Annotated in this window: 22 protein-coding genes; 6 read left to right on the top strand and 16 right to left on the bottom strand. The window is 41.5% G+C overall.

Features of this window, described 5'->3' with window-relative positions; all coding sequences use genetic code 11:
* Positions 1-12: 12 nt before the first annotated feature.
* The 12 genes from nuoL to ACYQ3L_RS09450 all read right to left on the bottom strand — a co-directional run bounded on the left by nuoL (position 13) and on the right by ACYQ3L_RS09450 (position 10,512).
* On the bottom strand, positions 13-1,908 hold the full coding sequence (gene nuoL, locus ACYQ3L_RS09505; RefSeq protein WP_379995881.1) for an NADH-quinone oxidoreductase subunit L: 1,896 nt from the start codon (positions 1,906-1,908) through the stop codon (positions 13-15).
* A gap of 6 nt (positions 1,909-1,914) precedes the next feature.
* Positions 1,915-2,238 (bottom strand): NADH-quinone oxidoreductase subunit NuoK, encoded by a 324-nt coding sequence (gene nuoK / locus ACYQ3L_RS09500; protein WP_006798591.1) that lies wholly within the window; start codon positions 2,236-2,238, stop codon positions 1,915-1,917.
* A gap of 3 nt (positions 2,239-2,241) precedes the next feature.
* Positions 2,242-2,745, bottom strand: coding sequence for an NADH-quinone oxidoreductase subunit J family protein (locus tag ACYQ3L_RS09495; RefSeq protein WP_379995883.1), 504 nt, complete (start codon positions 2,743-2,745; stop codon positions 2,242-2,244).
* 134 nt (positions 2,746-2,879) lie between these two features.
* A complete protein-coding gene (locus ACYQ3L_RS09490) occupies positions 2,880-3,416 on the bottom strand; it encodes a NuoI/complex I 23 kDa subunit family protein (RefSeq protein WP_379995885.1) in 537 nt (178 codons plus the stop codon).
* A gap of 16 nt (positions 3,417-3,432) precedes the next feature.
* Positions 3,433-4,476 (bottom strand): NADH-quinone oxidoreductase subunit NuoH, encoded by a 1,044-nt coding sequence (gene nuoH, locus ACYQ3L_RS09485; RefSeq protein WP_379995887.1) that lies wholly within the window; start codon positions 4,474-4,476, stop codon positions 3,433-3,435.
* Positions 4,477-4,554: 78 nt separating this feature from the next.
* Positions 4,555-5,601: an NADH-quinone oxidoreductase subunit G gene (locus ACYQ3L_RS09480; RefSeq protein WP_379995889.1), complete on the bottom strand. Its 1,047-nt coding sequence runs from the start codon at positions 5,599-5,601 to the stop codon at positions 4,555-4,557.
* Between the two features lie 85 nt (positions 5,602-5,686).
* Positions 5,687-7,060, bottom strand: coding sequence for an NADH-quinone oxidoreductase subunit NuoF (gene nuoF, locus ACYQ3L_RS09475; RefSeq protein ID WP_291107995.1), 1,374 nt, complete (start codon positions 7,058-7,060; stop codon positions 5,687-5,689).
* Between the two features lie 5 nt (positions 7,061-7,065).
* Positions 7,066-7,593, bottom strand: coding sequence for an NADH-quinone oxidoreductase subunit NuoE family protein (locus tag ACYQ3L_RS09470; protein WP_379995891.1), 528 nt, complete (start codon positions 7,591-7,593; stop codon positions 7,066-7,068).
* Between the two features lie 99 nt (positions 7,594-7,692).
* On the bottom strand, positions 7,693-8,928 hold the full coding sequence (nuoD, locus tag ACYQ3L_RS09465) for an NADH dehydrogenase (quinone) subunit D (RefSeq protein WP_379995893.1): 1,236 nt from the start codon (positions 8,926-8,928) through the stop codon (positions 7,693-7,695).
* A 14-nt stretch (positions 8,929-8,942) separates the two neighbouring features.
* Positions 8,943-9,476: an NADH-quinone oxidoreductase subunit C gene (locus tag ACYQ3L_RS09460; RefSeq protein ID WP_379995895.1), complete on the bottom strand. Its 534-nt coding sequence runs from the start codon at positions 9,474-9,476 to the stop codon at positions 8,943-8,945.
* 9 nt (positions 9,477-9,485) lie between these two features.
* The gene (locus tag ACYQ3L_RS09455) at positions 9,486-10,037 is read right to left on the bottom strand and encodes an NADH-quinone oxidoreductase subunit B (RefSeq protein WP_379995897.1); all 552 of its coding nucleotides are present in this window, start codon (positions 10,035-10,037) and stop codon (positions 9,486-9,488) included.
* 106 nt (positions 10,038-10,143) lie between these two features.
* Positions 10,144-10,512 (bottom strand): NADH-quinone oxidoreductase subunit A, encoded by a 369-nt coding sequence (locus ACYQ3L_RS09450; protein ID WP_379995899.1) that lies wholly within the window; start codon positions 10,510-10,512, stop codon positions 10,144-10,146.
* 599 nt (positions 10,513-11,111) lie between these two features.
* On the opposite strand from ACYQ3L_RS09450, the gene ACYQ3L_RS09445 reads away from it, so the two are divergent.
* Both ACYQ3L_RS09445 and ACYQ3L_RS09440 read left to right on the top strand, forming a co-directional pair.
* On the top strand, positions 11,112-14,315 hold the full coding sequence (locus ACYQ3L_RS09445) for a SusC/RagA family TonB-linked outer membrane protein (RefSeq protein WP_379995901.1): 3,204 nt from the start codon (positions 11,112-11,114) through the stop codon (positions 14,313-14,315).
* A gap of 11 nt (positions 14,316-14,326) precedes the next feature.
* Positions 14,327-15,931, top strand: coding sequence for a SusD/RagB family nutrient-binding outer membrane lipoprotein (locus tag ACYQ3L_RS09440; protein ID WP_291108015.1), 1,605 nt, complete (start codon positions 14,327-14,329; stop codon positions 15,929-15,931).
* Between the two features lie 98 nt (positions 15,932-16,029).
* On the opposite strand, the gene ACYQ3L_RS09435 is transcribed toward ACYQ3L_RS09440, so the two are convergent.
* A complete protein-coding gene (locus ACYQ3L_RS09435; RefSeq protein WP_379995903.1) occupies positions 16,030-18,072 on the bottom strand; it encodes a copper-translocating P-type ATPase in 2,043 nt (680 codons plus the stop codon).
* 618 nt (positions 18,073-18,690) lie between these two features.
* Here ACYQ3L_RS09435 and ACYQ3L_RS09430 point away from each other — a divergent pair.
* The 4 genes from ACYQ3L_RS09430 to ACYQ3L_RS09415 all read left to right on the top strand — a co-directional run bounded on the left by ACYQ3L_RS09430 (position 18,691) and on the right by ACYQ3L_RS09415 (position 21,959).
* The gene (locus tag ACYQ3L_RS09430; protein ID WP_379995905.1) at positions 18,691-19,266 is read left to right on the top strand and encodes a YceD family protein; all 576 of its coding nucleotides are present in this window, start codon (positions 18,691-18,693) and stop codon (positions 19,264-19,266) included.
* Between the two features lie 65 nt (positions 19,267-19,331).
* Positions 19,332-19,517 (top strand): 50S ribosomal protein L32, encoded by a 186-nt coding sequence (gene rpmF / locus ACYQ3L_RS09425; RefSeq protein WP_379995907.1) that lies wholly within the window; start codon positions 19,332-19,334, stop codon positions 19,515-19,517.
* 77 nt (positions 19,518-19,594) lie between these two features.
* A complete protein-coding gene (locus ACYQ3L_RS09420; RefSeq protein WP_379995909.1) occupies positions 19,595-20,575 on the top strand; it encodes a beta-ketoacyl-ACP synthase III in 981 nt (326 codons plus the stop codon).
* Positions 20,576-20,735: 160 nt separating this feature from the next.
* Positions 20,736-21,959 carry an IS4 family transposase gene (locus ACYQ3L_RS09415; RefSeq protein WP_459952373.1) on the top strand — a complete coding sequence of 408 codons (1,224 nt, stop codon included), beginning with the start codon at positions 20,736-20,738 and terminating at the stop codon, positions 21,957-21,959.
* Between the two features lie 80 nt (positions 21,960-22,039).
* On the opposite strand, the gene der is transcribed toward ACYQ3L_RS09415, so the two are convergent.
* From der to ACYQ3L_RS09400, 3 genes are all read right to left on the bottom strand, one after another.
* Entirely contained in the window at positions 22,040-23,353 is a 1,314-nt protein-coding gene (der, locus tag ACYQ3L_RS09410) for a ribosome biogenesis GTPase Der (protein WP_379993483.1), read from the bottom strand.
* Between the two features lie 120 nt (positions 23,354-23,473).
* Positions 23,474-24,067, bottom strand: a complete 594-nt coding sequence (locus ACYQ3L_RS09405) for a hypothetical protein (protein WP_379993482.1) — start codon at positions 24,065-24,067, stop codon at positions 23,474-23,476.
* A gap of 42 nt (positions 24,068-24,109) precedes the next feature.
* Positions 24,110-26,167 carry an alpha-L-fucosidase gene (locus tag ACYQ3L_RS09400; RefSeq protein ID WP_379993481.1) on the bottom strand — a complete coding sequence of 686 codons (2,058 nt, stop codon included), beginning with the start codon at positions 26,165-26,167 and terminating at the stop codon, positions 24,110-24,112.
* Positions 26,168-26,302: the final 135 nt, after the last annotated feature.

Here is a 26,302-nt window from a genome sequence, read left to right as displayed (position 1 = left end):
CTTTAAAAATTTTTATACAAGGAATAAACAGATTATTAGTGCACTGAAACCTAACACAAAGAAGAACAGGTAAAATCCGAGGCTTCCGTTCTGCAACTTCTTGAAGTACGGGGAAACAGCTTCGACTAGTTCTCCTCCTCCTTTAAAGAAGCCTTTGAGCCATTGTTCCATATATTTATCGAAGAAACCGGCCAGAGCATAAAGTGGTTTTACGAATAATGCATTGTATATTTCATCGATATAATATTTATTGTAAAGCACTTTTCCAAATCCTGTAATTTTATTATCCCCGGCAGGTACTTCCGATTTCTTAATATATTTGAAGTAAGCCAGTCCAAGACCTATAAATGCAATCAGAGATGAGATAATCACTGTTGTCAGCTGCATGTCCAGAGGTGGATGTTCTGCTGTTGCGCTTGGCAGTATCGGAGCAAGAAATCCGTTTAACCAGCTATGAACACCAAGGAAAGAAGGAAGGCTGATAACCCCGCCGAATACAGCTAAGAAGCCTAATATGATTAACGGCATTGTCATTGTATTCGGTGACTCGTGCAAATGATGCTTCTGTTCTTCCGTCCCTCTGAATTTTCCGAAGAATGTCAGGTACAGTACCCTGAACATATAGAAGGCTGTCAGCAGTGATGCCAGAGCGCCGAGTATCCAGAGTATTTTGTTATGCTCGAAAGCTGTCAGCATTATTTCATCTTTTGAGAAGAAACCTGCAAAGAGGGGTATTCCCGAAATGGATAGTGTAGATACTAAGAATGTATAATATGTTTTAGGCATAGCTTTCCTTAGTCCGCCCATCTTACGCATGTCCTGTTCGCCGCCCATCGCGTGTATAACCGAACCCGAACCAAGGAAGAGACAGGCCTTGAAGAAAGCATGCGTGATAACATGGAATACAGCCACATGGTATGCTCCCAGCCCCAAAGCGAGGAACATAAGTCCCAGTTGCGACACAGTGGAGTATGCCAGCACTTTCTTTATATCGGTCTGTGCAATAGCTATCGAAGCTGCAAACAATGCTGTCACTGCTCCCACAACGGCTATCAGCGTCTGTATATCCGGTGTCAGATCGAAAAGGAAGTTAAGACGTGTCACCATAAAGATACCTGCTGTTACCATTGTTGCAGCATGTATCAGTGCGGAAACAGGGGTAGGTCCTGCCATCGCATCCGGCAACCATGTATATAGAGGTATCTGTGCACTTTTACCTGTTGCTCCAACAAATAGAGCTAAAGTAGCAACGCCAAGTAATGTGGAAACTTCAGGATTGGATGTTGTAGATACGGCGGTTTTCAATGTATCGTAATCCACGGTCTTGAACAGATAAGCGAGTGTAAAGATACCGATAAGGAAGCCTAAGTCGCCGATACGGTTCATTATAAAGGCTTTCTTTGCCGCGTCATTGTATTTTTGATTTCTCGACCAGAACCCGATCAGCAGATAAGAACACAGTCCGACACCTTCCCAGCCGATGAACATAACCAGCAGGTTGCTTCCTGCTACCAGTACCGACATAAAGAATATAAAGAGGTTGAGATAAGCGAAAAACCGGTCTATATTCCTGTCGTCGTGCATATATCCCATCGAATAGATATGGATCAGCGCGCCGATACCTGTAACAAACATCAGCCACAACAGGGACAGTTGGTCAAGTGTGAAGGCCAGATTTGTAGTGAACTCACCGAGCGCAATCCATTTAAATAAGTCTACATGTACAACTTCACCGGAGGAAAGTACGCGGAGAAAAAATACGAGCGATATAACAAAACTGACAAGTACAGCCGACGTGGCGATAATTCCGGGCATTGTCCGTCCCAGAATTTTTTTGCCGACGAGCAGATTGATTAAAAAACCAACAAAGGGGCTAAGCAGAAGTATTAATACTAATAGTGTGTCCATCCGTGTTTATCCTTTTAAGTTTTTTAATTCATCAATATCGATAGTGCCTATATTCCTGTAAATGGCTACCAGAATAGCCAACCCTACGGCAACCTCGGCGGCGGCTACTGCCAGCGAGAAAATTACAAACACCTGTCCGCTCGTATCCTGATGGTAAACCGAAAATACTGCAAGCAACATATTGGCAGCTGCAAGCATTAGTTCTACCGACATCAGCATAACTATCGTACTCCGACGATACAACAATCCGATCGCACCTACCGTAAACAAAAGTATGCAGAGGTAGATGTAATTGTCGATTCCTACTTGTTCTAATATATTATTCAGCATAGCTTAAGCTTTTTTCTCTTTTTTAGAAATTAATACGGCTCCGATCATGGCTGTTATCAACAGTATAGAAGCAAACTCGAACGGAACAAGGTATTCATCGAGTAGTACCTGTCCGATAATATTTACCGACTGGTAATCCAGCCCCTCGGCTTCGTATGTCTCTACCACAGGAGCCGATTTTATTAGTGCTGCCAGTAATACAATACCCATCAGGCAGGAAGAAACGGTGGCGGCTACACGGCTAATCACTTTCTTTTTAGGCTCGTGTTGTTCACTGAGGTTCATCAACATGAGGGTGAAAAGCAACAACACCATAATTGCCCCAGCATAAACCACAATATTTATTACTGCCAGAAACAAAGCATTCAGCAACAGAAAATGTCCTGATATGGAAAAGAAACAGATAATCATATACACCGCACTGTGGATAGGGTTCTTTGATATTACAGTCAAAATACCTGTACCGAGTGTAATGGCTGCCAGAATGTAAAAAATTACAGATATCATATATTATTAGTTAAAGCCCCTCCCGACCTCCCCGGAGGGAGGAGTGGTAAAACCACGATGGAGAGCGTTATATTATTATATTTTCTAGTCATTTCATTATTTCATTCTAAGTCCCCCTCGGGGGGATTAGGAGGCTAATCGTATTTCCGCGCTTTACCATCTTCTACTGAAATCACCAGCTTATCCTTGCCATAGATAAAATCTTCTCTTTCCAGTTTCGGTTTTACCAGAAGCTTGGATTTGGTAAGATAGATCGCATCTTTAGGACAAGCATCTTCACATAGTCCGCAGAATATGCAGCGCAGCATATTGATTTCATATGTAGCGGCATATTTTTCTTCCCGGTAAAGATGTTCCTCGCCTTTCTTACGTTCCGCAGCTACCATTGTAATAGCTTCAGCCGGACAAGCCAGGGCGCATAATCCACAAGCCGTACAGCGTTCGCGTCCCTGATCGTCACGCATCAATACATGCTGGCCGCGATATACAGGACTGAACTCACGTTGCTGCTCGGGATACTGGATTGTGTTTTTCTTTTTGAAGAAATGTTTAATCGTAATCCACATCCCTTGCACAATAGCAGGTAAATAAATGCTCTCGATAAAAGTCATTTTTTTATCGGTAACTTCCACTTTTTTGCCTGATAACGATATATCTTTTATTGATGACATCTCAAATCCTTATTTTTTATTTAAAAATCAGAATAGCAATTCCTACAAGGAAGATATTTACGATAGCCAGCGGGAATAACATTTTCCATCCCAGTTTCATTAGCTGGTCGTATCTGAATCTCGGTATTGTCCAGCGCACCCACATATAGAAGAATATGAAGAATGTTGTTTTTGCCAACAGAGACAAAACACCGATTGCATTTGCTATATTTACTCCCCAGTTTTCGTTTACCCAGTCTATACCTGGATAGTTGTATCCTCCGAAGAAAAGCACCGATATGAATGCAGAAGAGAAGAACATACTCGCATATTCGGAGAACATGAAGAATCCCATACCCAACGACGAGTATTCGGTATGGTGGCCGTTAACCAACTCCGACTCACACTCGGCAAGGTCGAACGGTGTACGGTTACATTCCGCGAAAGAACATACAAGGAAAATGATAAAGGTCAGAGGCTGATAGATGACATTCCATTGCATTCCGTGCCATCCGCTTTGCTGTCCGGTTATTTCCACAAGGCTGAGCGAACCTGTCATCATCACCAGCGCAATGATGGATAGCCCCATTGCTATTTCATATGAAATCATCTGGGCACCCGCACGGATACTTCCCATCAGCGAATATTTGTTGTTAGACGCCCAACCACCGATTACTACACCGTAAACACTGGTAGATAATACAGCTACAATGTAGAGTACGGCTACATTTACATCTCCAATGTAACCCATTACTTCACCATACCCCGGTATGACGAACTTTTCAGCCCAGGGAATTACAGCAACACCTAACAAAGATACGGACATCGCAATGGCAGGAGCCACAACGAAAAGTATCTTATTGGGTGTGTTTGGCATAAACTCTTCTTTCGAGAAAAGTTTTGCTCCGTCGCAAATAGGTTGCAATAGCCCAAATGGACCCGCCCGGTTAGGCCCGTAACGGTCTTGCAGGAATCCGGCGACTTTTCGTTCAGCATACGTGGAATACAATGCAAACAGCATTGTTACCGCAAATACAAGGACGATAAAGATTAATTTTTCTAAAATAAATGCAACTTCCATAAATTCAGTTATCAGTCATCAGTTAATAGCTATCATGATGTAAACTCATCATTCATAACTTATAACTCATCATTTATATCATTCTTCTTTTGTTTTCTCTATAGCTTCTTTTTCCTTTTCATCATAAGGCGAACCGGACATACTTATTTTCTTTCGGTCTTCATCCCTGCCTTCGAGTACAAGCTCCTCGGTTTCAATTTTTACCTTTTTCAGATGAGTGGTATAGTTATTGACATTGATTACAGATGGCTTCTCAAACTTACGAGGGCCTTCCACAATCCAGTCTTCTACATTCTTATGTTCGAAACGGCATTCGTTGCAGATGAAATCCTCTACCTCATGCCATTCATCCTTGCGTGCAGTAACACGCTGAACGGTATCCCCAAACATCCATAATGTGACTTTACCCGAACATTTGGTGCAATGACGATGTGCATTGAACGGTTTGTTGAACCATACACGCGATTTGAAGCGGAATGTTTTATCAGTCAGTGCCCCTACAGGACATACGTCGATTACATTTCCCGAAAAGTCGTTATCAATTGCCCGCTCGATGTAAGTGGATATCTCTGCATGGTCGCCACGTCCGACTACACCATGAACACGTTCGGGGGTCAGTTGCTCGGCTAGTTTTACACAGCGGTAGCACAGAATACAACGGTTCATGTGCAATTGTATATACGGGCCGATATTTTCGGGTTCGAAAGTACGTTTTTCTTCTATGTAGCGCGATTTGAAGTTTCCGTTGCCATATGCGAGATTTTGCAGATCACATTCTCCGGCCTGGTCACAAACAGGACAGTCGAGCGGATGGTTGATTAACAGAAACTCGGTAACAGCCTGACGGGCTTCCAATGCACGTCGCGAATCGGCGCTCAGTACTTCCATTCCATCCTGTACGGCAGTAACGCACGATGGCTGAAGTTTTGGCATAGGACGGGGATCTCTCTCGCTGCCTTTGCTTATTTCCACTAAGCAGCAGCGGCATTTACCACCGCAATCTTCTAGTTTGGAATAATAACACATAGTAGGAGGAACGCTGGCTCCGCCAATCATGCGTGCAGCTTGCAGAACGGTAGTCCCTGCTTCGACCTCTATAGTATGTCCATCTATTGTAACTTTCATTTTCTTAGCTGTTAGCCTTTAGCTTATAGCTATTAGCATTTTTAGAATAATATAAATATATAATGACAATCCGTTTTGCTAACAGCTAAAGGCTACTGGCTAACGGCTTCAATAAATGACGAACTTTTTCCATCGGTTCATTCACAAAATGGTTCCTGTCCTTAATCTTTTCAGGGAAACGAACATGATATTCGAATTCTTCGCGGAAGTGACGTATCGCAGCAGCCACAGGCCATGATGCGGCATCACCCAGCGGGCATATTGTGTTCCCTTCTATTTTGCTTTGTATGCTCCACAGAAGGTCTATATCTTCTTCGCGGCCAAAACCGGTTTCGATACGGTGAAGTATTTTATCCATCCATCCTGTTCCTTCGCGGCAAGGAGAACATTGTCCGCAGCTTTCGTGGTGAAAAAAACGGGAGAAATTCCAAGTATTGCGAACGATACAGGCAGTATCGTTATAAACGATAAATCCTCCTGAGCCCAGTGACGAACCTGTTACAAATCCACCGTCGGAAAGAGATTCGTATGATAAGAGACGGTCTTCTCCGTTTGCTGTTTTGAATATGTATTGAGGAGGCAGAATCGGTACGGAACATCCGCCCGGGATAACAGCTTTGAGAGGACGGTCGTCCAGCATACCACCACAATATTCATCCGAATTGAAAAACTCGTCGACGGACATGCCCAATTCTATTTCGTATACTCCCGGATTTTTGATATGTCCCGAAGCTGACATTAGTTTTGTGCCGGTCGATCTGCCGACTCCGATTTTTGCATATTCTTCACCGCCATTATTTATGATCCATGAAACGGTAGAGATAGATTCTACGTTGTTTACTACAGTAGGTTCGTTCCAAAGTCCGCTTACAGCAGGGAACGGCGGTTTGATACGGGGATTTCCCCGTTTACCTTCGAGGGATTCTATCAACGCGGTTTCTTCTCCGCAGATGTAGGCTCCTGCACCGCAATGGACATAGAGGTCGAGGTCATATCCCGTACCTAATATATTTTTACCCAGCCAACCGTTGGCATAGGCTTCTTTTATAGCTTTTTCCAGGATCTTGAATATCCACATGTATTCTCCGCGGATATAGATATAGGAGAGATTCGCTTCCAGAGCGTAGCTGGAAACAATAGCACCTTCGATAAGTAAGTGAGGAATGTGGTGCATCAGAAAACGGTCTTTGAATGTACCCGGTTCCGATTCGTCGGCGTTTACTACCAGATGCCGCGGCTTTCCGGACTTTTTGTCGATAAAGCTCCACTTCATACCCATAGGGAAACCGGCTCCTCCGCGACCACGCATGCCTGAAGTCTTCACTTGTTCAACAACTTCGTCGGGAGTCATTGTTTTCAATGCTTTCTCTACAGATGCATAACCGCCGTTTTTGCGATAAACCTCGTATTCCTGTATTCCGGGAATATCTAATTTCTCAAATAATATCTTTCTAGCCATCGCAATTAATATAGATTTACTTTTCCGTCTTTACAATCTTCTATGAGGGTGTCTATCTTTTCCTTTGTCAGGTTTTCGTGATAGTTGTCTCCCAATTGAAGCATCGGGCCGTAGCCACATGCGCCGAGACACTCTACACCCACAACACTGAACATACCGTCGGGGGTAATTTCTCCCTGTTTAACCCCGAGTTTCCGGCAGGTATAGTCCATCAGGTCTTCTCCGCCCCGTAATCCGCAACAAGCGGTACGGCAGAATTCGAACATATATTTTGCTACCGGTTTCTGATTGAACATTGTATAGAATGTTACAACTTCATACACTTCGATAGGAGTTATTTCTAAAATTTCGGCTACTTTGTCCATGAGTTCGAGGCTCAACCAGTTGTCGTGAGCATCTTGTACAGCGTGAAGTACGGGAAGTAGCGCCGATTTCTTTTTGTCGGCAGGATAATGGCTCAATAGTTCATTGATGCGTGCCATCAATTCTTCCGACATATTTATTATTTGTTTGTAATCTCTTACTTGTTCCATTGTTTTTAGCTGTTAGCTGTTAGCCTTTAGCTATTAGCTCTTTTTATATTATTATATTCAATTGGCACATTGGCACATTCTCATATTGGCATATTCAGGCTATGCATCTAATTCTCCGGCAATAACATTAATACTTGAAAGTGTAGCTACCGCATCCGAAAACAGCCCTCCTTTTATCATTTCAGGAAATGCCTGATAATAGATAAAACATGGCCTGCGGAAATGAACCCTGTATGGTACACGTGAACCGTCTGTGACTATGTACACTCCCAATTCGCCGTTTGCCCCTTCTACCGAGTGGTACACTTCGGTAACCGGAACGGGAACTTCACCCATTACAATCTTAAAGTGTTGTATCAGTGCTTCCATTTCGGTATATACTTCTTCTTTCGGCGGAAGATAATAATCCGGTACATCAGCATGATACAGGCCTTCAGGCATATTGTCACGAGCCTGACGGATTATTTTCAGACTTTCTTTTATTTCAGCAGCGCGTACACACCAACGGTCGTAAGTGTCTCCCGACTCACCGACAGGAACTGTGAAATCGAAATCTTCGTATGAACTGTAAGGCTTTGCCACCCGTACATCATAATCGATGCCGGTGGCACGGAGATTAGGACCAGTGAAACCGTAATTCATTGCTTTTTCGGCCGAAATTGAGCCTACCCCCACGATACGATCCATAAATATGCGATTGCGAACGAAAAGCGCTTCCAGTTGCCCCCATGCCTTAGGGAAGCCTTCAAGGAATTCATCCAGTTTGCGCCATGCCGCCTCACTCCAGTCACGCTCAAAACCTCCGATACGCCCCATATTAGTAGTTAGGCGGGCTCCACAGATTTCTTCGTAGATTTCATACGCGAGCTCGCGGTATTTCATTACATACAGGAAAGGAGTATATGCGCCCAGATCGACACCTAATATAGAATTACATATAAGATGGTCTGTGATACGCGCCAGTTCCATTACTATGACACGCATATATTGCGCACGCTTGGGAACTTCCACTCCCAACGCTTTTTCTACTGTCATCCACCATGCCATGTTGTTGATGGGGGAGGAACAATAATTAAGCCGGTCGGTAAGTGTTGTGATCTGATAGAACGTCCTGCGTTCCGCAATCTTTTCAAAAGCACGATGGATATATCCGATCGTTGTATCTGCATCCAGAATGCGTTCGCCATCCATCAGCAGTATATTCTGGAATACACCATGAGTAGAAGGATGGGTAGGGCCGAAGTTTAATATATTCAACTCTCTTCCGTCATCGAACTTTTGTTCTCTTACTATTTTCGCAAAGCGATGTTCGGGATTTATTAGTTGGTCTGACATTTCCTTACTTTGCTTTATTTATTAGGTTCATAGTTGTTCGGTGTTCTACCGAAGAAACGGTCGTCTTTATCTGTACGGCCCGAATCTTCCAGAGGAAATTCTTTGCGCATAGGAAAGGAAACCATACCTTCGTCGTTCAGTATCCGTTTCAGGTTTGGATGTCCTTTGAATATGATGCCGTAAAAATCGTATGTTTCACGTTCCATCCAGTTGGCGGCAGCGAAAATTTCTACCATCGTATCCACTTCCGGTTTGTCTCCGTTCAGGTATGTCTTTATTCTTACCCTTACATTGTCTATCCAGTTGTGAAGCAGGTAAACTACTGCAAACCGGGAATCTTTATCATTGTCGGGATAATGTATAGCGCATAGGTCAGTCATGAAATTAAAGCGAAGCGTTTTGTCTTCTTTCATAAAACGGATTACGTCCTTAATAACAGCAGGTGTAGCTTCGAATACAAAAATATCGTGCTCCATTCTGAAGTTCAGGACCTCCGATCCGAACTTTTCACTTATCTTACTTTCAATAACTGTAGTTTCAAGTGCCATTATGCCGATTTATTCAAATTTATATGATTCAAGTAATTTATCGTATCTGTCCGAACCCCTGCGATGGATAGATTCATGTTTTACGAGCTCTTGTAACTGCATTACCCCATCCAGTATTTGTTCGGGGCGGGGCGGGCATCCGGGCACGTACACGTCCACCGGGATCACTTTGTCTATACCTTGGAGTACCGAGTATGTGTCGAATATACCGCCTGATGATGCGCAAGCGCCTACGGCGATAACCCATTTGGGCTCGGCCATCTGTTCATACACATGACGTAGGATAGGAGCCATCTTTTTAGATATGGTTCCCATTACTAACAGCATATCGGCCTGACGTGGAGAAAAACTATTCCGTTCGGCTCCGAACCGGCCCATGTCGTAGGTTGATGCCATTGTTGCCATAAACTCAATACCACAACAAGAAGTGGCAAAAGGCAGAGGCCATAATGAATTGGCTCGTGCCAGCCCAATGGCATAATCGAATTTTGTAGCAAAGAATCCATGCCCTGTGTATCCATCAGGAGCTGGTACTACATTTATATTAGAAGACTTGCTCATATTTCTTTTATATTAGAATCTTAAAACCTTATTTATCCCTCTCTCTTGTGATAACAACGATCATGGATAATGGTTCTGGATTATAACTTTATATATCTTCTTTTAGTTATTTTTCCCACTCTAAAGCTTTACGCTTCACTATATACAGATAACCTATAAGTAGTAATGCGATGAATCCGCCCATTTTCAATAAACCATCCCATCCGATAGCCTTGAAGTTTACAGCCCAAGGGTACATGAATACGATTTCTATATCGAATAGAACAAATAGTATCGCAACCAGAAAATACTTAATAGGGAAAGGTGAACGTGCGTTGCCTATCGGATCAAGGCCGCATTCGAAATTTGCCTGTTTTCGCGCATTTTTGCGTTTGGGCCCTAGCATATTCGATGCAAATACTGTAGCAAAGACAAATACGACAGAAAAAGCTATCTGCATCAATATGGGTAAAAAATCGTATAGATTTGAACTCATAATTTTCTTTTTAACATACTTTGTTTTACAGGACACAAAGATACTTTTTTTATTTATCAAAAAAGAACAAAATGGCTCATATATTTTATCAATATTGGTAATTAAATGCGCACTGGGACAAAAACATAGCATTTTGTTCAGTGCAGATTGCAAATTGCGTTTAAAGAGGTTTTTGATGGTGTGTTTTATAAGATGTGTCTATAATACATCTGATTCTATAGTTTTGTTTTATATCTTGCTTTTTCTTGTAATTGTTTTCGGTGCGTTTTATCTATAGAGTTGTTCCGGGTGTGATTCTCATATATCGGGTCTATTGGGACATAGATGGTTTTTATCAAATGTTAATTAAGATTTGAGCAGTAGTTTTCCGTTGCGTATAAGTATCTGAATATGTTTAATAACACATTTTCACAAATTAACTATTTTATTTACAAGTTTTTGTTTTGTTAAACATCACATTTTTAGAGTTTTAATATTTTATTGGTGTTTTGGAAGGTTTAAAATATCTAAATTGTTAATTAACACTTTGTGTTGCGTTTGTGTTATTTTCTCTTATACATTTGTATGTGAATGTGCTGAACCCTTAAATAAAAAGAACTATGATGTGTAAAATTAAAAAGAAAAGGATCAATCCTTTTGGACGGAATGTCCATGCTTTCATTTATCTTCTTACATTTTTCATGATGCTGAGTAGTGCTGTTTACTCACAAACAGGAAGTAAGATTACTGTAAAAGGTGTGGTTACTGATGCTACCGGAGAACCTTTGGCCGGAGCTACAGTATCGGAAAAAGGTACTACAAACGGAACAATGACGGGCGTTGATGGAGATTTTACTCTGTCTGTTGCTCCTAATGGAACATTAACTGTGACCTATGTGGGATTTCACTCAAAAGAAGTGGAGGTTGGCGGACAAACAACGATCAAAATCTCACTTGTCGAAGACTCAAAGGTACTTGATGAAGTAGTCGTTACAGCCTTGGGTATTAAACGTGACCGAAAATCTTTGGGGTATGCTTTGTCTGAGGTAAAAGGTGATCAATTGACAGAGACCAGAGATGCAAATATTGCTAATTCATTGTCGGGAAAAGTAGCTGGATTGCAGGTAAAACAGTCTGGTACAGGTCCTGCGGGTTCCAGTCGTATAGTGCTTCGTGGTAACAACTCAATTGGAGGAAATAATCAGCCATTAGTAGTTGTTGATGGTGTTCCGATTGATAGTTCTACTGGGGGCTCTGACGATTATTGGGGGAATAGAGCTGTTGATAAAGGTTCGGGTATGGCAGACATTTCACCTGACGATATTGAAACAATATCAGTTCTGAAAGGCCCTGCGGCGGCAGCTCTTTACGGATCCCGTGCAGGAAATGGCGTAATCATGATTACGACAAAAACCGGAGCAGGGAAGAAGGGTATTGGAATATCGGTCAATTCAAATCTGACGTTTGACTCTCCTATGGAATTACCTGAATACCAAAATGTCTATGGGCAGGGTTCTGGAAATAAATATGTTGCTAATGCGACTAGTAGCTGGGGAGAAAAGATGACAGGACAAACATTTAAAGATTTTGTAGGACGTGATATAGTATATTCTCCTTACGATAACAATCTCAAGGATTTTATAGAAACGGGTACTACATGGACTAACAGCTTGGAACTGACTAGTAGTTCGGATAAGAATACGATGCGTCTCGGGGTAATGAATATGTCTAACAAAGGTATTGTTCCTAATAGTTCTTTCAATAAGACATCATTTACCCTACGGGCTACATCTAAGCTCACAGACAAACTTTCAATGGATTCCAAGATCACCTATGTAACACAAAAAACTGATAATAGGATCAAATTGGGAGGTGACCCTGATAATGTCTTTAATAATTATTTGATGATGCCGCGCTCCGTACATTTCTCTGATCTTTCATATGGGACTAAGGGATATGTAGGAGAAGGTAAAGTCCTCAATCCGTATGGCTATCCGAAAGGGACAGTGAGTTCCAGTACCAAGACAGATATGACAGGAAAACCGATTTCATGGACGGATCAATACGGAGGATTGATTAGAAATCCGTATTGGGCCGCGTATAATAATACCAATAACGATCGAAAGAACCGTTTCATCGGGTTTGCATCTTTGAAATATGATATTACAGATTGGCTGAATATACAAGGCCGGTATGGAATGGATTTTTCCACAGCTAAATATATCATGAGACATGCTACCTACACTCCTTATTGGGAGTCATCAGGGGATTATATACTTAGTGATGATAATGGTTATGAATCGAATGCTGATTTTTTAATAACTCTCAATAAACAGCTCTCTGACAGACTTGGTTTGGTTGCAACAGCCGGAGGGAATATAATGTATGCCCGGGCGGAAAATATTTGGACACAGGCAAACGGCCTCTATATTGAGAATTTTTTCTCTATTGTAAACGGGTTGAATAAAGATGTTACAGAGTCTCTCTCTCGTAAACAAATTAATTCCCTTTATGCTACTGCATCTTTAGCTTGGGATAATATGTTATATTTAGACCTTACTGCCCGCAACGATTGGTCATCTACCTTAAATCCTGACAACAGGTCTTATTTTTATCCTTCGGTTGGCGGAAGTTGGCTATTTACCGAGACTCTCAAAAAGAGTAATTCTTTACCCGACTTCCTTAATTACGGTAAATTGCGACTATCCTATGCGCAGGTAGGAAATGATGCATCTCCTTATCAGCTTTATGACTATTATACGGTGCGTCTTCCTTTGGAAAATGGCGTGGCGAATCTTAACCCGACCAAGAGTGACACTAAAGCATTATATGATCTGAAGAATGAAACGGTCAACTCTTATGAACTTGGACTGGAATTAAAGGCCTTTCAGAATCGTTTAGGTCTGGATTTCGCATATTATAATAAAGAAGCGAAAAATCAGATTTTGAAAATGAATACTCCATCATCAACCGGATTTTCATATAAGTATGTTAATGCCGGAAATGTCAGAAACAGGGGGATAGAAATATTACTTACCGGCACGCCTGTACAGTCTAAAGACTTGACATGGGATGTCAGCCTGAATTTTTCCAAAAACAGTAATAAAATAGTAGAATTGGCAGAGGGTATTACTCAGCAGGTTTTGAGTGACCCTTCCTATAATGGATTGCTGAAAATAGTGGCTGAAGAAGGTGGTTCTTACGGCGATTTTTATGGCAAAGGCTACATGAGGCATGAAAACGGACAAATATTGATAGGTGCTGACGGCTTACCTATTATTGATAGTGACGAAAAGAAGTTAGGTAATGGAAATCCTAAATGGATGGCAGGGATAACCAATAGTCTGCGATATAGGGACTTTGATTTCTCATTCCAGATAGATATGAGATACGGAGGTAATGTATATATGGGCTCGATAAGATCCGGAGCAGCAGCTGGGACTCTAAAAATGACAGAAGCAGGACGTGAGTCCATGACTGTCCCGGGTGTATTGGCAGATGGTACTCCTAATAATATAACTACAACCGCCGAAAAATATTATGGTGTATTGAGCGGTATAAGCGAAGCATGGATATATGACGCCACAAATGTCAGATTGAGAGAACTAAGCGTTGGCTATAAGCTTCCACGTAAATTATTATCTAAGACCTTTATCCAAAGTGCGAAAATAAGTTTTGTTGGAAGGAACCTTTGGATGATATACAGCAAAACAGATGGCTTTGACCCTGAAGCTGGTTTCTCTACAGGTAATGCTCAAGGTTTTGAGTATGGAGCAATGCCGACTATGCGTAGTTTAGGATTTAATATAAATGTTACATTTTAAAGCCGGAATTCATGAAAACAAAAATAATATTACAATCTTTCATATTAAGCCTGATTTTACTCGGTTCAGGATGTACCACGGGTTTTGATGCCTTGAATGAGAATCCTAATGACCGTACAGACGAGCAATATGACTTTTCGAGAGCGTTGGTAGGAAGCCAGATTAGAAAAGGTGCTACTTACGAAGGCGCAGACGCACACCAACGCGTTAAAGCTTTAGGTATAGATGTCTTTGTCCAGTATGTTGGAGGAAACAGTACCGCCCGTGTTTGGACGCCTAACGATGATTGGCAATCCCTTTATTGGAAAAACCATTTCAACAACCAGCTTGCTGTGCTTAACACAGTAATCAGGGATGCTGACCTTTATGAAGGCAGGGAGAATACAAAGGCTATCGCACGTATATGGAGAGTCTATATTCAGACTATGTTTACTGACTATTTTGGGCCAGCTCCTTTCTCTTTAGATCCTGATGATCCAAATCCGGATTATATGAAACTTGATGAATTATATCCGGTTTTATTCACGGAATTAGATGATGCAGTCAAAGGATTTGATGATTCAAAACCTACTTTGGTTAGGGAAGACCCTGTTTATAAAGGAGATATACTTAAGTGGAAACGCTTTGCCAACACGCTTAGATTGAGGATGGCTATTAAACTGTCTGAAATTGCTCCTGATTTGTGCAAAACACAAGCATTAGCGGCTATTAATGCCGATGGTGGGATAATGCAACAGGGAGACGATGCCAAAATCGGTAGTTCTGCGGGTTGGGGGAATCAATATCCATATTACATGTATCAGGTAGGATGGAGTGATAGGCAAGTGATGATGGTATCGATGGAAAAAACACTGACAAATATAGGAGGAATGGATTATTCCGGTACAGCAACTACAGCTCCGGCCAAAGTAGATCCAAGGGGTAGCCGATATTTTGACCCTAGTCCAACTGATAATTTATGGAAAGGTCTGAAAGCGGGAATCAGGGTTGAGGTAGGAGATATGAGATCAAAAGTTTCAGCGATGAGTGTAACCTATGTAATACCAAACGATACGAAGAAAACCGATATTATGTTATATGTGGAAGCTTGTTTCCTCGCTGCCGAAGCAACAGAACGTTTTTCTGTAAATACTGGGAAAACAGCTCTTGAGTGGTATGAAGCCGGGGTAAGGGAGTCATTTAAAACATGGGGGTTGTCGGACGATAATGCGACTACATATCTGACTTCCGAAAGTAGGAATAGTTGGGGTACTTCGGCTAAATATAACAAATCGCAAGGGGCAGGAGATACGAATCTGGAAAAAATAATTACCCAGAAATATATAGCATTTTATCCGGACTTGTCGTTGCAAATATGGAATGATAAAAGACGATTGAATTTGCCGGCACTGGAAATCCCTGAATTCAGAGATAGTGGTGCGGGGACATATCCGGCAGATGATGATATTCACAATGCTAAAAATTATATCCAAAGGACAGTATATCCTCAAAGCGAAAAACTAATAAACGAGAAAAAATATAATGCAGGTGTAGCACAACTGAGAGACGGAGATAAAACATCTTCTCCACTTTGGTGGGCTTCAAAACAAGCCAACTATTGCACATCTGCAAATTAAGGAAAGTTTTACGCTTTACAACTACGATTTCAGGACCACTCGAAAGGGCGGTCTTGATTTTTATAGGCATACCGATATTCCAGGGATTCTTTACCTTTTTATATTGGTTTCTTTCTCAATAGGAGGCTATTACCGATAACCGTCACAGAACTTAATGCCATGACTATCCCTGCAAACAGCGGTTCTAAGAGAAAACCGTTTACAGGAAATAATATACCCGCTGCAACCGGTATCCCGATGGCATTGAAGATAAAAGCCCAGAACAGATTCTGGTGTATCGTTCTCGTTGTTATCTTCGACAGGTTTATTGTCTGTACCAGCTTATTCAGGTCTGATGAAACAACTGTAACCTGTGCCACTTCCATTGCTATATCGCTGCCTTTTCCCATAGCCACACTTACATCAGCCATTGCCAATGCGCCCACATCGTTGATGCCGTCTCCGGTCATTGCCACCGTCTCGCCTTGTTCTCTCAGAGCCTTTATAAATGCGGCTTTGCCTGCCGGTAAAGCTCCGGCCATTACATTTTCCGTATCTATTCCTGCTTTTCCGGCTGTCATATCGGCCGAGCGTTTACTGTCACCCGTGAGCATATACAATTTTAATCCGGCCCTTTTCATCCGGTCTATAGCACTTAGTGATGTCTCTTTTACGGCGTCGGTTATAGCTATGATCGCTAATAAAGCAGTTTCGCAGGCAAAAAGCACGATCGTATTCGACTTTTCGGTTTCCCTGTCTATCCACTTTTTTTCTTTATCCGAAATTTCAACCTGATATTCTTCCAGAAGTTTGGAGGTACCCACGTAATACTTGCGGCTAACGGTTTCCCCCATGAGTCCGCGTCCTGATAAAGAAGATACTTTCATATCAGGCTCTGCCCGCATATCGTCTCTTATATATGTTCTTACCGCATTGGCAAGCGGATGTTCCGAATAAGATTCGATTCTGTATAATATACCCTTCAATTCGGGTGTGGCTTCTGTCAGCCATTTCATATCCGTAACACGGAATATACCTTCGGTTATAGTTCCTGTTTTGTCCAGAACAACAGCTGTTAGTTTTTTTGCATTTTCGAGGGCTTCATCTCCTTTTATCAGGATGCCATTTGCGGCTCCGTTGTCTATCCCTGCCATGATAGCGGTCGGAGTTGCAAGTCCCAATGCGCACGGACAAGCCATGATCAATACTGCGATCATAGAGGAAAGACCTTGTGTAAAGCCATCGTCAGGGGAAAAAAGCAACCATGTGAAAAATGTTACAATGGCAGTGATCCCTATGATGGGAATAAATATGGATGAAACTTTGTCGACAGCTTTAATAACCGGGATACGGCTACTTTCACCATCCTGTACCATTTTTACAATTTGTCCGATCAGGGTATTCCGTCCTACCTTGTAAGCTTCGAAATAGAAGCTGTTGGCCTCATTGACAGTGCCGGCATACACTTTCTTTCCTTCATTTTTCTCCACGGGCATTGCTTCTCCGCTTATCATACTTTCGTTGATAAAAGAACCGCCCCGGGTTATTTTGCCATCTACTGCAATTCTTTCACCTGGTCTTACAAATATTTCATCTCCGATCCGGATATCTTTGATAGGGGTTTTTATTAGTTGTCCGTCTTTAAATACTGTGGCAGTACTTGGCTGTAGCCCTATCAGTTGTTTAATGGCGACAGTAATATTCCTTTTTGCCTTATACTCCAGGTATCGTCCCAATAGAACGAATGCGACAATTACCGCCGAAACTTCAAAATATACATATGCTTCCAGTCCTTTGCCTGCCCAGAAAGAAGGATAAAAAGTATTGAATACACTCACAATATAGGCTGTTCCTGTGCTTAAAGCCACCAGGGTGTCTACATTGGTAGTAAAATACCGGATTTGTTTCCATGCCTTAATGAAAAATTGCTTTCCGAAGATGATTACCACAGGTGTGGCCAGTACCCACATGATATAATTAGCATAATTTATTTTATTGAAAAGAATGACTATAACCAGCAAGGGAATGCAGAACAGCATCGCATAGATACAATTCTTTTTCAATCCGGACAGATTATGGTTGTATATATCTACAATATCTTCGCCGTCTATTATCTTTTCAATGTCTGATATGCTGAGAATATTTTCGGGATAGTTTGCCATGATTCTTTAATTAAGATTCATATAAATCAACATTATAAAGTTAAATAAAGTTTGGTATATATCTTCTAATCCTTCCGCTGATATTGATAATCTGTGTTTTGTGCTCAAAAAAGTAACAAAGGTAACAGATATATCAGTAAACAGTAATCAGTAAACAGTCATTAACCCGTAAGATGTAAAAAAAATGCGCCTTTGCGTCTTTGCGTGAAACAAAATAGGGCGCTAGCCAACCTGTAACTTGTAACTGCCCGCAGGGCGCAGAAATAACATTCGCCGAAGCGAAGGCGAGGCAAACTTGTAACTCTTAAAAAAGGTAACAAAGGTAACACTTTTTTACTTATTACTTTTTACCCTCATTGTAAGTCCGCCTTGGGAAAACAACGTTCGGCGGAGCCAATTGAGGGGGCCTGTCAACATTTCAAAGAACTATAAGCTTTTCCTGTATAGATAAATGAATTTCACATTTATAATTTATTGGGGTTTTATCCTTTTCGAAATCCAAAATGAAGAGAAGAAAAGCCTGATGAAGCCAATTTCTGAAAACTTGAATTATTTATTCTTTAATTCAAAAAAAACTTTGTACCTTTGCGCCGTTCTTTTTGAGTTATATATACAGACGTGGGAAAGTTTAGCTTATATAATATACCTCTCAGAGGTTTGTCGGAAGGAAAACATGAGTTCAGGTACGATTTGGACAAAAGTTTTTTCGCTCTGATCGACGACGGTACGGCCGACGTTAAAAAAGGCGATTTGAAAGTTGTGGTATCTTTGAAAAAGACCTCTGTTACTTTCGAATTGAATTTTGATATAACCGGTACAGTGCATGTCCCATGCGACAGATGTCTGGATGATATCTCGCTGGACGTAGATACAAAGAACAAACTGATCGTCAAATTCGGAAAGGAATACTCCGAAGAAAGTGACGAAATCGTAATTATACCGGAAGAAGACGGAGAGATTAATATTGCATGGTTCTTATATGAATTTATTGTATTGAGCCTGCCTGCCAAAAAGGTACATCCTCCGGGTACATGCAATAAAGCGATGTCTTCCAAGTTAAATAAACACAGGGCCAAGAGTGCGGATGATGATTTGGACGATGATTCGGATGATGATATCTCGCTGGACGATGACGATTCATTTACCGATTCGCGTTGGGATGGCCTCAAAGATGCCCCTGTCGACGAAGATTGAATACTATAATAGAAAATTGATTTTTCTAATTCAGATAAATAAAAATAACTAAATAAAACAAGAAAATGGCACATCCGAAGCGAAAACAGTCGAAATCAAGAACGGCTAAAAGAAGAACTCATGACAAAGCAGTAGCCCCTACATTAGCTGTATGTTCTAACTGTGGTTCTTGGCATGTATTTCACACAGTTTGTCCTGAGTGCGGATACTACAGAGGCAAATTAGCTATAGAAAAAGGAGCTGAAGTTTAATTCATATTTAACCGAGACTCCAGGCCCTGAAATAGGGCATTTTTTTTATTAAGTACTCACAAAACCAGAAAATAATAATGATTCGAGCCGCAATTACCGGTGTTGGTGCATATATCCCTAAGGATATCCTGACCAATGAAGAATTAGCGAAAATTGTTGATACTACCGACGAATGGATTATGTCGCGTGTAGGTATCAAGGAACGTCATGTATTAGGCAAAGGTCTCGGCACTTCTGTTATGGGGGCCGAAGCAGTGAAGGAGTTGTTGGAAAAAACGAATACGAAGCCCGAGGAGGTAGAGGTGATAATTTTTGCCACTACTACTCCCGACTTTATATTTCCGTCTACTGCAGCAATGACAGCCGAAGCATGTGGAATAAAGAATGCCTTAGGCTTCGATATACAGGCTGCATGTTCGGGCTTTATCTATGCATTGGAAATAGGGTCTAATTTCATTCGTTCGGGACAATACAAAAAAGTGGTTGTTGTGGCCGGAGACAAAATGACCGCGATAACCAATTATAAAGACCGTACCACCTGTCCTCTATTTGGTGACGCGGCAGGTGCTGTTATGCTGGAACCAACGGACGAAGAGGTAGGTATAATGGATTCTTCACTACATGTCGATGGTGTTGGTATACCGCATCTGCATATGCGTGGCGGAGGTTCGGTTTACCCCGCTTCACACGAAACGGTAGATAACGATATGCACTATGTATATCAGGAAGGCCAGGTTGTATTCAAGCATGCAGTGTCGCGTATGGCGGACGCTTCCGTAGAAATAATGGAACGCAATAATCTGTCGAAAGATGACGTGGCATGGCTTGTTCCTCATCAGGCGAATGTTCGTATTATTGAAGCCGTCGGTAACCGTATGGGCTTATCGGCCGATAAGGTGATGGTAAATATACAGAAATATGGCAATACCAGTTCGGGTACTATACCTGTATGCTTATATGAATGGGAATCGAAGCTGAAAAAAGGAGATAATGTTATCCTTGCAGCATTTGGAGCCGGATTCACATGGGGTGCCGTATATCTGAAATGGGCATATTGATCGAAAACCATAATATTAAAAAAGGACAACCCTTCGGTCAGGAGTGGTCGGAAGAAATATCTTCCGACTATTTTTTTATATAATCATTTGATATTAAGCTGATTATGTTTGTTTTTATCACATAGTTTTATTATCTTTAAGTATTGATAATCATATATTTATGGCAATATTTAAAGATCATAGGATTGGAATAAATCAACTATTGGGAGTTATTCCAGAGGCACTTTTAAGTCATTTATCCGAAAATACAAAAGTTGACTATTATTCAAAAGTTCTGCATGGCAAGAAATTGTTTTACCTTTTGATGTATGGCATTTTAGAGAATGACAGATTAAGTCAGCGAACCTTAGAGGATACCTTTAATGATCCAGTCTTCAAGATGCTTTTTAACTTAGACAAATCAGAGAGTGTTCGCCGAAGTTCCATATCAGAACGGCTTTCTAAGATTGATGCGGACTTCTTCAAACAAATATATGAATGTATTTATGAACAATTCTCAGCAGCCTATTCATCGACAGAAAAAGAGGAATATAATCTGATACGAGTTGATTCTTCAATGGTAAGTGAAGCTTGTAGCAAACTCTTAGAAGAAGGTATTGACCATAAAAACGGAAAGAAGTCAGTTAAGTATAGCATTGCTTTTGATGGCATTTTACCTTGTGATGTTAAGATATTTACAGACTCCAAATACTCTGGCGAAGAAACAGCTTTACCTGAGGTTATAAGAAGTCATGTGAAACAAGAAACCGGACATCACAATATTTACATTTTGGACAGAGGATTGCAGTCAGCTAGAACCATGAAAGATTTTTCCGGAGAATCTATCCCTTTTATAATAAGAGCAAAAGAGAATCGAAAACATGTTGAACTAAAATCCTTGAAAAGCGATGATATTGATCTAGACTTGGGTAGTTTGATGCTTTTGAAAGATAGTGAAGTTTATTTATATACCGGTAAGCCTATTAATAATAAACGAGGTAATATCCATTACAAAGAAGAGCTGGTAGAAGTACCTTTTCGCTTAATTGTAGCACAAAGCAAAGATGATCCTGATAAAGAATTTTGGTTTATCACCAATGTGCTTAACTTATCAGCCAAAGATATTACGGACGCTTACAGGCGAAGGTGGGATATCGAAGTATTCTTCCGATTTATAAAGCAGGAACTAAATGTGAGTACTCTTGTGTCACTCAATAAAAATGGAATAAAAGTTATCCTATATATGACTTTGATTGTGGCTATACTTATCTTGATATATAAACAGGCTAATAAACTTGGATATAAAACTGCTAAAAGAAGATTTTCCATGGAATTGAGAAACCTGATTATATCTATGATTGTTGTGCAGTGTGGTGGTGATCCTTCTATTTTCTTCAAAACGTAGAAAACAAAAAGTGATCGGAATTTCTTCCGACCACTCCTGACCCTTCGGTTGTCCTTTTTTTGTGCTTTAAACTCCGGATTCTATTTTTCCCTGATAATGATATTTATTGGTGTACCCGACAGGTCCCAATTGTCCCGTATACGGTTCTCCAGAAAGCGCTTGTAAGGGTCTTTGATCCATTGCGGCAGATTACAGAAGAATACAAATGTAGGTACCTGTGTATTAGGCAGCTGCGTGATATACTTTATCTTAATGTATTTACCTTTATTCGAAGGCGGTGGAGTATGCTCTATGATAGGAAGCAATACTTCATTCAGCTTATGAGTAGGTATCTTCGTCTTTCTGCGGACAAACACTTCTTTGGCTGTTTCCAATACCTTCAATACCCTTTGTTTGGTAACGGCAGAAGCGAATACGATGGGGAAGTCGGTAAAAGGGGCCAGGCGTTCGCGTATGGCATGTTCGAAGGTTTTGATGACGATCTGTTCCTTATTTTCAACCAAATCCCATTTGTTGACACAGACTACAAGTCCTTTACGGTTTTTCTGAATCAGTGAGAATATATTCAGATCCTGGCTTTCTATTCCTTGTGTGGCATCTAGCATTAGTACACATACGTCGGAGTTTTCTATCGCTTTGATAGAGCGGATAACCGAATAGTATTCGAGGTCTTCCGTTACTTTTCCCTTCTTGCGGATACCTGCCGTGTCTACAAGGTAGAAATCCATATTAAACCTATCGAAACGGGTATAGATGGAATCGCGGGTGGTACCGGCTATGTTGGTTACGATATTCCGTTCCTCGTCCATCAGCGCATTGACAAAGGAAGATTTTCCTGCATTGGGACGGCCAACGATAGCTATACGCGGAATGTCTTCGAGGTGCTCTTCCTCACTTTTCTTTGTAAATTTGGTGATGATCAGATCGAGTAGATCTCCTGTTCCTGCGCCATTGATGGCGGAAATGTTTACAGGATCACCTAATCCCAAAGCATAAAATTCGGCAGACTGATGATGCAAGTTAAAGTTATCAGCCTTATTGGATACCAATATGATAGGTTTTTTGGAACGGCGAAGCATGTTTCCTACGCTGGAATCCAGGTCGGTAAGTCCGTTCATCACATCCACAAGGAAAAGGATAACATCAGCCTCCTCTATCGCTATGGATACCTGTTTGTTTATTTCGCTTTCGAATACGTCATCCGAATTTACAACCCAGCCTCCGGTGTCTACCAGGGAAAATTCCTGTCCGCCCCATTCTGTTTTTCCGTACTGGCGGTCGCGGGTTGTTCCTGAAGTTTCGTCTACAATAGCCTGCCGGCTTTCGGTCAAACGATTGAATAATGTTGATTTACCCACATTGGGGCGACCGACTATAGCTACTAAATTTCCCATAATATACTTGTACTCTTTAAATTTTGCTGCAAAGGTACGCATTTTTATCGGATTCTGAGATATATAGAAAATGGCTTATGAGATACAAACCGTTAAAATATTCTTCAAATGCTGTTACTATTACTTAAATATATACTTGGCATTAAGCCATACGATGGTGTCGTTGTCACTTTCCATAGCAGCGGCGCCCGGAAATCCTGCAAGTTTGGCGACTATATCCGGTGTGAGCGGGAAATCGTGATACGAAATTGTATCATTCCCGGTTTTAGGACTTATATAACGTGCATAGCCTTTGATCCTGTATAGTGTATCCATGTTGCCCATAGCAATGAACAGATCCTTATTTCCGCCTTTCAGTACGAAAAGGGAATCATCTTTGAAATGATAGTTGGATACTATTTTATAATATCCGAGGGAATCCACGTACGTTATCTTATCTTCATTAAAATAAACGCTCATCTCTCTAAACAGGTTGACATTATATACAGAGTTCATTTTTCTGGTATACAGGGCGTTTCTCGCACTGTCGATACTGCCCGTTGTATCTGGTGGGTATGGTATCGGTATAGCACCTCCCGTTGCACCTATATACACCTGAAAATCGCTTATGTCGTTCGTTCCCGTCCATCTTTTCAAGGGACTTATACCGTCATCGCTTCCACAGGCTGCAAACGCTACCATAACGGGAAATATGAAATATAAGAGTTTCTTCATTTTTTATTTCTTTTCGAATGTAAAGATAAATAAAATTTCACCTTATCGGGTTATAATGCCTAATTCGGCTATAACATAGGCCTCACTTTTATTCGTCAGTTCTACCGGATAAAATTTCAGGTAGCGGCCATTGATCACTTTATCGAATAGAACGTTCTGGACTACCGGATTATTTTTAATATTACTGAAGATGGCGTTATTTTTTACTTTCTCCCATGCTTTTCCATCCATACTCACATACAAATCGTATCTGGAAACATTTGCCGCCTGAACATTCGCTGCCGGGGTATACGAAAATCCTTTTAATGCGATACTTTCTCCCAAGTCGACTACTAATGCTTCATTTTGTCCTATTTTTGCTGATGTGCGGCTATTACTATCTATTGAGTTTTCCGCTCCGTTGGTGCCAGGTGATACGATCGTCCATTTTGCGGGGGCAATGTCATAGTTTACCGTTACTGTTTCACTTTTTCTGCTTCCATCTTCTACTAGCGCAATGGCCTTAACGACGCCTCCCTGTGCCAATGGAAAAGGCTTCTCATATTTATCGGAGCTTATTGCAGGTTCTTTCCCGTCTGTAGTGTAATATATGGCAGGGTCCGGACTTTTGCATTTAATTGTTACCATCCCGGATTTGTCGCGTTCTACAGTGGGAGCGGATAACTGTTCCTGCGCCTTGTACACACCAATGGTACTTATTGCAACACAGGCCAAAGCGTTGAATTCTATTTTTATCTTGTTGCTGGTGATAGCAGGGAAACGCAGGATGCGTTTATATCCGATAGTGGTAGCATCTGAGAGTAGAGACCAATCGCTTTTTGCATCATCCCAGTATTTGACAGAGAATGAATAAACACGCTGTCCTAAAGGAATATATTCCTGCAATAGCAGCCTGTTGAAGGTTGTTACCTTTTCGAAGGTGATTTCCAGTGCCGGAGCCGTTTTGTCATCTCCGGATGCCCAATATGTATTATAATCATTGTCCAGTACGTTGGATGTCTTATATTGCTGTCCGTTTCTGGTTTCAGAAGATTTGGCTTTAGCGCTTACTGTCAGGTCTTTCCTGAAAGCTTCCTCTCTGGCCGTACGGAATTCCATCAGGCGTATCGAGTCTGCCGGGTGTATCCGTCCCCTGCGGTCGGGAGGGACATTCAGCAATAAATTTGAATTTCGTCCTACCGAAGTATAATAAATATCCATCAGTTCGTCCACTGTTTTTACCTTATCGTCAGTAGAAGGACTGTAAAACCATCCCGGACGGATAGATACATCGGTTTCGGCCGGAACCCATGCTTTTCCTCCTTGTTCCCCACTATTTAATATTTCGGAAGGAGGGGCATTCCGTCCGGGTTCGAATCCGTCTATATTTATTGTTGACCAGTTGGTTTCGCCGGCTATGCCTCTCTCATTGCCCATCCAGCGGCAGCCCGGGCCTACGTCGCTAAAGATGATGGCATGAGGCTGGTTGCGATATACTGTTTCGTGAAACAGGTTCCAGTCGTATGTCTGTTTTTTGCCACTGTGCCCTTCGCCGTTTGCCCCGTCGAACCATTGTTCAAATACTTCTCCGTAACCGGATAGAACTTCATCCAGGGTGTTTGCAAAAACCTGATTGTATTCAGGCGTTCCGTATGCCGGATGATTCTGATCCCACGGGGAAAGATAAACCCCGAACTTCAGGTCATATTCACGGCAGGCGTCTGACAATTCTTTTAGTATGTCGCCTTTGCCGTCTTTCCATGGGCTTTCGCGGACGGTATGTGTGCTGTACTTACTTGGCCATAGGCAGAAACCGTCGTGGTGTTTTGCCGTAATGATAATGCCTTTCATTCCGGCGGCTTTCGCTGTCGAAGCCCATTGGCGGCAATCCACACCGGTGGGGTTGAATACTTTGGGGTCTTCTTTCCCGTCACCCCATTCTACATCGGTAAATGTATTAGGCCCGAAATGGATAAACATATAATATTCCAATTGCTGCCACTTTGTTTGGTCTTCGGATGGTAACGCTCCAAATGGACTTATGGGTTTGTCACTTTTGCATGAGAAAAAGAGCATTCCGGACAGAAGAAGGATGAGGATGATTCCGTATGAGGTTTTCATGGTTAAATTTATTTGTTAAAGGTATAAAGTTAAAGATAAAAAAAGGAAATCTCATGAGTTTTCTCTTATTATCTCACAATATGGTAGGGTAGCTGCGCGAAAATGTACCGTTATAATTATTCGTTCAATTTGCAT

It is taken from the genome of Dysgonomonas termitidis, assembly GCF_054657735.1.
Note: the sequence above shows the minus strand (reverse complement) of the source record. Positions and strands in the feature narration are given on the sequence as shown.